Origin of the sequence: Brachyspira innocens ATCC 29796, from assembly GCF_000384655.1 — a bacterium.
Lineage (GTDB): Bacteria > Spirochaetota > Brachyspiria > Brachyspirales > Brachyspiraceae > Brachyspira > Brachyspira innocens.
The window spans coordinates 1-7,917 of sequence record NZ_ARQI01000049.1; the positions used below are offsets into that span (position 1 = coordinate 1).

Here is a 7,917-nt window from a genome sequence, read left to right on the forward strand (position 1 = left end):
ATAATATAAATGCGTAGTATAAACAGAATGAACGATTATTTTGTACGCTATCTTTTAGGTTCTGTAGGGAACGAGGATATACTAGAAAACATAGTAAATGCCGTGCTTGAAGATTTGGGCTTTGAAACTGTACACAACTTGCAAATAATCAATCCTCACAACTTGCCAGAAAATATTAACTTAAAAGAGTCCGTACTTGATGTAAAAGCTTTAACAACTGATAACAGAAAAGTTATTATAGAGATACAGCTCTCTGGAAATATAGACTTTTTGAAAAGAATATACTATTATATATCTAAGAATATAGTAAGCGAAGTGGAAGAAAAAGAGCCTTATGATATAATTAGTGAAGTTATAAGCATTAATTTTGTAGACTTCAATATGGATTTTGGAGATGCAGGTAAACCTCATAGATGTTTTAAGCTTATAGACACTGAAAATCCAAATATTGTTTTAGATATGGTTCAGATGCATATAGTGGAAATTCCGAGATTTACAAAGATATTGAATAATTCTGATGCAGAATATATAAAAAGAAACAAAATATTATCTTGGATAGAGTTTTTTACAGCTAAAGATTTGGATAAAGTAAAAGATAAATTAAAGGAGGTTAATAATATCATGCCTAAAGTAATAAAAAGATACGAACGTTTTATATCCAGTGAAGATGAGATGGAAGTTTATAATGCCAGAGATGCTTTTTATATGGTCAAACATTAATGTTAAGAAGAGAACGTGAAGAAGGTTTACAAGAAGGAATGGAAAGAGGTATAGAAAAAGGCATGCAGGAAGGCAGAATAGCAGGTATAGAGGAAGGCAGAAGAGAAGAGCAGATTGCTATAGCTAGAAGTTTCAAAAATGCTGGTATAGATATAAAAATTATTAGTGAAAATACTGGGCTTAGTATAGAAGAAGTGTCAAAATTGTAAATTTGTATTATTGTTTCTGATGTAATATCTCATTTATATATAAAAACATAATATTTACTTAATTAATGCTTGAAAAAACAGAAAATATTTATATCTTTAATATAATAATAAAAAACTGGAGTAATATTATGAAGAAAGCTGCATTAATTTTGTTTTTATTTTTATCTGTTATGACTTCAGGGCTTATGGCTAAAGATGGATTTGGCGTTGATTTAAGTGTGCCTTTGGGTGCTGGTATAGGTTTTTATCTTGAAGACGGAAAACAAAGTGAAACTGTAAAACCAGACGGAGGTTTTGAGTTTGGTGTTTATTTAAAGCCTAATTATTATTTTGATTTGACTATTTTTTCTCTAGGTATATCATTAGATTTCGGATATCAAAGAGATGTATTTGCATATAAATCAGATTTGTCTAAAGGCAATGTTACCTTTGACAGTTTATCTATAGGTTTAATGCCTAAAATAGATATATTATTTATGTCTATAGGAGTTGGAGCTGGAGTAAAATTTCCTCTAGGCGGAAGCAGCTATTCTAAAGAAAACAGCGGTGGAGAGATAATAGAAAAATACACTCTTAAACAATTACAGAATAAATTTTATAATTTATATATACCATATCTTAAAGCAAGTTTGGATTTCCTACTTCTTTATAATGTAACTTTAGGTGTTTATCTTTCTTATGATTTCCCTTTGCTTGAATATAAAGAAAGTATTCCAAAGACAAAAATAGGCGGTCTTGATATAGGAGGTCAGATAGGTATCAGGTTCTAAAAACAAATTTATTTTTAAGAAAACATCAAAAACAATTTAAGGAAAAATAATGTACAATCGTCTGTATTATGCAGTATTTATTGTTCTTTTATATGGCAGTATAATATTTGCTCAAAACTCTTCTTTTGTAAGCAAACTTGATAAAAGTCAGTTAGATTTGAATTATTATGAAAAATTAAAAGATAAAAATATTATATTAAATGTATGTAATTGGGGAGAGTATATAGCTAACGGCTCTAAAGGTTCTATGGATATTATAAAAGAATTTGAAAATATCACTGGAATAAAAGTAAATTATATAATACATAATTCTAATGAAGAAGTATATGCCAAATTAAAATTACATACTGAGGATTATGATGTAATAACCCCTACTGATTATATAATAGTAAGAATGATAAAAAATAATATGATACAGAAATTAAATTTCGATTTACTTCCCGCTGTAAAAAATAATATAGATCCATTCTTTTTTTCACTCGCCTATGATCCCAAAGGTGAATACAGTGTTCCATATACTTGGGGAATGAGCGGTATTATATACAATAAAAAGAATATAGATATTAAAGAAGAAGATATTGATTGGTCTATACTTTTTAATGAAGATTATAAAGATATGATACTTATGGCAATAGCCCCAAGAGATGCTTTTGTAGCTGCTAATGCTTATTTAGGATTTGATTTGCATACTACAAATGAAAAAGAGATATTAAAATCGTTTGATATTTTAAAAAAGCAAAGATATATAGTTCAGGACTATGTTATGGACGAAATACTATATAAAATAAGAGATGAAAAAGCATATATAGGCGTTACATATGGAGGCGATGCTTTAACTGTTATGAAACAAAATACGAATATTAATTTTGCTATACCAAAATCAGGGGGAAATCCTTTTGTTGAATGTTTGGCAATTGCTGAAAATGCTAAAAATGTAGAAGCGGCACATATGTATATAAATTTTTTATGTGAGAAGCAAGTAGCATATGAGAATACTAAATATATAGGATATGCCACACCAAATACAGCAGCTTTAGAATTACTTCCTGATGAAATAAAAAATGATAAAAGAATATATCCAGATAAGGATAATATTGTATACATGTCAAAAAGAATATCTGAACTTGATAATGGATCTGGTGTTTTAATGGAGAATCTTTGGAATAATTTTCTTAATAATAAAAGTGTTAAATTACCTTTTAATAAAATACTTATATTTGCTGTTATTATTACAACTATGATATTAATTATTTTAGAAGTAAAGAAAAGAAAAAAAGATTAATTATTTTTTATTATTGCTAATAAAAATTGTTCGCTAAAAATCTATAGCAAATGGATTTGCAATTTTTATATTTAGCTTTCTTAAAAATTATTATTTTTTGTTATTCAATTACAGCATACGCTCTTACAGGTGAGCCTTCAGAACCTCTTATTTTTAAAGGTGCGGCACTAAAGAAAAATTCTTTATTCGATACTTTATCTAAATTGGCAAGTCCTTCTATAATGCATATATCATGTGAAAATAAAATATTATGTATCAAATTATTATTAATATTATCAACAGAAGGAGTGTCTATTCCTATAGTTTTAATTTTTAAGTCCAATAATTTATAAGCAAAACTTTCGCTTAAATATGGAAAATATTTATAATAATAATCTGTATTAATATTCTTATGCCAAGAGGTATTAATAAGAAGTATATTATTTTTTTTTATAGTGTCAAAATTAAAATTGTTAGGAAAGTTTATTTTGTTTTCTTTATCTGTTTTAATTTCAATACAATAAGCTTTGCCTATAAAATAATTTAAATCTATATTTTCAGCAGAAGGTTTATTGTTTATGCAATGAAGAGGAGTATCAATATGAGTGCCGCTATGTACACACATATTGATATTTGTTATATTAAAATACTCATAATTAAAACTTTCAACTTTTACATCAATATCATCAGGATAATGAGGCATATTGTTATAAATTGAAGAAGAAAGATCTATTATCATTTATCATGTCTTTTTTTATTATTATTATTTGATTGTTTAGCCCCTGCAAGAGAAGCAAATATCACTCTTCCAGCCTCTTTAGGAAGTACATTGTCTATTTCTATTTCAACATTCTTTCCTATTAAATGTTTAGCATTATCAACAACTATCATAGTGCCATCTTCTAAATATCCAAGTGCCTGCTTATCTTTTCCTTCTCTTATCAAATCAATTTTAATAGTTTCACCAGGAAGTACTACAACATGAAGCGAATTAGCCAAATCATTTATATTTAATATTTCAACCTCATGAATAGAAGCTACTTTCATCAAATTAAAATCATTAGTAATAACTTTAGCATCCATTTTTTTGGCAAGCTCTATAAGTTTTAAATCTACTTCTTTTATATTAGGAAAATCTATATCAGTAATAGAAAGAAGTATATTTTTAGAAGATTTCATTTTATTTAAAATCTCTAATGCCCTTCTTCCTCTTATTCTCTTTTGCGGATCTCTGGCATCGCTTAAGAATTGTACTTCTTTTATCACAAATTCTGGAAGCACAAGAAGTCCGTCAAAAAATTTCTTTTCAGCAATATCATATATTCTTCCGTCTACTATAACAGAAGTATCAAGTATTTTTGCTGTTTTATTTTTATCAGGTTTTGTAAGATTAAGCATATTTGATATATTAGGTATAAACGCCGCTATAATTCCAAAAGTAAGATATCCCTCTATAAAAAGAATGATTAATTTCTCATTAGTAGATAATTTAATACCTATCATATTAATAGTACTTATAGTTAAAAGCACTGTAACTATAGTTAAAAAAAATGAAATAAAAAATGCCAGAGTAATTTTAGAAGATTTCTTTCTTATAAGTAAAAACTCAAATAAAAATATTAAAACAGCACTCAGTAAAAATATGGATATGGTTTTATAATTAAAAGTTTTTGTAAAATAATAATCCATTAGTGCTATTAAAAAAGATATAACAAAATATACTATTCTCCACATAATAGTTCCCCCTACAAACTATAATTTAGATATATTTATTTTTTATTTGAATAAATGCTTTTTTAGAAATATTGAAGAGTATTATTCTTTAGTATCTTTTTTCTTTTTTTTAGTATTGTCTTTATTTTCTTTTACCAATTTTTCTTTTTCTAAAGGTTTAGTTTTGAATTTTTTGGCAGATTTTTCTAAGGCATTAGATACTATATCTTCAATTTCATCTTTGTCTTTTTTTAAAGCTATGCTGATTTCATTAACTATAAACATATAAGCCTTTTCGTATAAACGTTTTTCACTTGCCGATAGTTCTTTTAATTTGTTTCTAGTAAATAAACTTCTAGCTACTTCTATTGTATCTTTAATATCGCCGCTTTTTAATTTTTCTTCATTTTCCTGATATCTTATTTTCCAGTTATTTTCTATATCCTGCGGTTTTGTTTGGAGCACATTAATGAGTTCATCGGCTTCTGCTTTTGAAATTATTTTACGTATACGATATTCTTTAACTCTGTTTATAGGGACTTTTAATGTAATATTTTCACTTTCACATTCTAATACATAACATTCTACAAGATTAGAATTCACTTTACTATCAGATATACCTATCACTTTACATATACCGTACATAGGATATACAACATAAGTATTTAATTTATACATTATAAGCCTTTTTTACAAATAAGTTAATTATTTATTCTCAAAATTTAATAATATACCTCTCTCTATTATATATCAATATTTTAAAAAATCAATACATATTAGAACTTTAAAAAAATACGGCACTTTACATAGATTGCCGTAAAATTGTAATGATATAAAAACTATAAATTAGAAGCATCTATACCTGTATAATATCTTATCTCCATACATACCAAATATTGAAGAAAATAGCATACTTAATACTGCTGTAGTAATTAATAAAGTTCTTTTCATTTTGCTGACTAATTTTTTTTAATTGTTTTTGTATTATAAAATAAGAAATATAGATATTTATATTTTTTTGACTATTAATAAAAAAAATTATTTTTATTTATAAAAAAAGGCAAAAACTTAAAAAAGTTAATGCCTTTAATTTGTATTTACTTATTTATTATTTTACATTTTTCTTATAGCTATGCTAAGAAAGAAAGCAAAACCTCCCCATATAGCTAGCAAACTAAGTCCCATAAATATAGCAGAATCTATTCCCATAATTTTATCTCCTTTTATTTAATTTTATTTAGACTGATGAGTTACATTAGGATTTCTGTCTTTAAACTTAGCAAATAATATACCAACTATAAATGCTATAACAGGCATAGACCAGCCCAAAGCAACTAAAGCCCAAGTAGGATATCCTCCGTAAGGAGTTTTGAAATCATTAATTAATTTTAATGAAAGCATTACAGCCAAGAATATAGGAGTTAAGAATTTCAAGCAGAAGTCCCACCAAACACCTACTTTAAACTCACTTACAGTATTGATAGTTTCTTTAAATGAACCAAGTTTATATACCCAAGCAACTAATATAATCTCTATAAGTCCGCTTACTACAATATTATAATTGTTTACAAAAGCGTCAACTATGTCAAGTATAGAAAGTCCGCTTCCAGTAGCATATACCATAGATATAGCACCTTGTATTACAATGATAATAATACTTACTTTTTTTCTGTTGAAATTGAATTTATCTATAAATGAAGATATTACTACTTCAGCAAGAGAAATAGCCGAAGTAAGACCAGCAAATGCAAGAACCAAGAAAAATACTAAACCGAATATTCCATTTAAACCAGGAAGAGAGTTGATAGCTTCTGGAAATACCATAAATGCCAAACCTATACCGCCGCTTCCAGCTACATCAGCAACAGCTTTTCCTTGAGAATGAGCCATATAACCTATTATACTGAATACTGTAATACCAGCAAATAAACTAAAGCTAGTATCAGCAAAACCTGTCATAAATGCATTGTTTGCTATATCAGAATCATCTGGAAGATAGCTTGAGTATGTAATCATTATACCAAAAGCAACAGACATACTATAAAATACTTGTCCGTAAGCATCTATCCAAATTTTAGGGTTAGTAAGTTTAGAGAAATCAGGTTTAAACATATAATCAAGACCAGCTAAAGCACCTGGTAAAGTTACACCTCTAATAAGAATGATTACTACTAAAACGGCTAATAAAGGCATAAATATTTTATTAGCTTTTTCTATACCATCTTTAACGCCGCCAATAACAGAAACAAGTATTATAACCCAAACAATAATCAGAGGTATCGCAACACCAACATTAAAATTACTTAATGAAAAACCGCTTTGAAGTTTTAAATATTCGTTAGTAAAAAATCCAGCTGTATCAGTTCCCCATTTTAACCCCTGAATAGAAAATAAACCATAAGATAGTGACCAAGCAATAATAACAGAATAATAAACAACTATTGCAAAACATGTAAATACCTGAAGCCAGCCTAACCATTCCCAAGACGGATTCAATGCCTTCAAAGCACCTGGAGCACTTTTATGAGTTTTATGCCCTATAGAAAACTCTAATATCATTATAGGTATACCTGCAGTAAGCATAGCTATAAGAAAAACTATCATAAAAGCTCCGCCGCCATTAGATGCAACCATATACGGAAAACGCCATATATTACCCAAACCAACAGCAGAACCTATTGCAGCAAGTATGAAACCTGCTCTTGTTCCCCATTGTCCTCTGTGATGATGATGACTCATCTTTTTTCTCTCCTTTATTTTTTCATTATATATACTAAATTTATATAATATATGAAAATGCTTTAAATATCAATACTTTGTATAGAATTTTGTTATTTTATTTTTCACATAAAAATAGATAATATAAATACGTATTTGCTTTTATATAGTACAATATTGTTCTTTGTATTTTTATTAAAAAATTATTATGAAGATTTTTTATAAATATTTGTATGTTTTTAATATTAGTAAGATTATCATTTTTAGGATTATATGGGGCGGGTGGGCGGGGTAATTAGATTATAAATAAAAGATGTATTATATTTTATTAAAAAGCTTCTATAACTATAAAAAATTATAAAAAAATTTACTTTTTTGAATTATCTTGGCTTATTATGAACAAAAAATTTGTTTAACTAATATTTATTATTATAATTTTGGAGTATAATATAAATGCGTAGTATAAACAGAATGAACGATTATTTTGTACGCTATCTTTTAGGTTCTGTAGGGAACGAGGATATAC

Annotated in this window: 7 protein-coding genes and 1 pseudogene; 3 read left to right on the forward strand and 5 right to left on the reverse strand. The window is 27.0% G+C overall.

Annotation, left to right across the window (positions count from 1 at the left end; genetic code table 11):
• Positions 1 to 9 precede the first annotated feature (9 nt).
• The 3 genes and pseudogenes from F811_RS15925 (at position 10) to F811_RS0100915 (ending at position 2,981) form a co-directional block, all read left to right on the forward strand.
• A pseudogene (locus F811_RS15925) lies at positions 10 to 929 on the forward strand (Rpn family recombination-promoting nuclease/putative transposase).
• Between the two features lie 128 nt (positions 930 to 1,057).
• Positions 1,058 to 1,699 (forward strand): porin family protein, encoded by a 642-nt coding sequence (locus F811_RS0100910; protein ID WP_020003428.1) that lies wholly within the window; start codon positions 1,058 to 1,060, stop codon positions 1,697 to 1,699.
• 49 nt (positions 1,700 to 1,748) lie between these two features.
• Positions 1,749 to 2,981 (forward strand): ABC transporter substrate-binding protein, encoded by a 1,233-nt coding sequence (locus F811_RS0100915; protein WP_020003429.1) that lies wholly within the window; start codon positions 1,749 to 1,751, stop codon positions 2,979 to 2,981.
• A gap of 100 nt (positions 2,982 to 3,081) precedes the next feature.
• On the opposite strand, the gene F811_RS0100920 is transcribed toward F811_RS0100915, so the two are convergent.
• The 5 genes from F811_RS0100920 to F811_RS0100940 form a co-directional block, all read right to left on the reverse strand.
• Positions 3,082 to 3,699 (reverse strand): cyclase family protein, encoded by a 618-nt coding sequence (locus F811_RS0100920; protein ID WP_020003430.1) that lies wholly within the window; start codon positions 3,697 to 3,699, stop codon positions 3,082 to 3,084.
• A complete protein-coding gene (locus tag F811_RS0100925) occupies positions 3,696 to 4,694 on the reverse strand; it encodes a PIN/TRAM domain-containing protein (protein ID WP_020003431.1) in 999 nt (332 codons plus the stop codon). Before F811_RS0100925 ends, F811_RS0100920 begins: the two co-directional genes overlap by 4 nt.
• Positions 4,695 to 4,775: 81 nt before the next feature.
• A complete protein-coding gene (locus tag F811_RS0100930; RefSeq protein WP_020003432.1) occupies positions 4,776 to 5,351 on the reverse strand; it encodes a CarD family transcriptional regulator in 576 nt (191 codons plus the stop codon).
• Positions 5,352 to 5,786: 435 nt separating this feature from the next.
• Entirely contained in the window at positions 5,787 to 5,882 is a 96-nt protein-coding gene (locus F811_RS16405) for a MetS family NSS transporter small subunit (RefSeq protein ID WP_020003433.1), read from the reverse strand.
• A 24-nt stretch (positions 5,883 to 5,906) separates the two neighbouring features.
• Positions 5,907 to 7,412, reverse strand: coding sequence for a sodium-dependent transporter (locus F811_RS0100940; RefSeq protein WP_020003434.1), 1,506 nt, complete (start codon positions 7,410 to 7,412; stop codon positions 5,907 to 5,909).
• Positions 7,413 to 7,917: the final 505 nt, after the last annotated feature.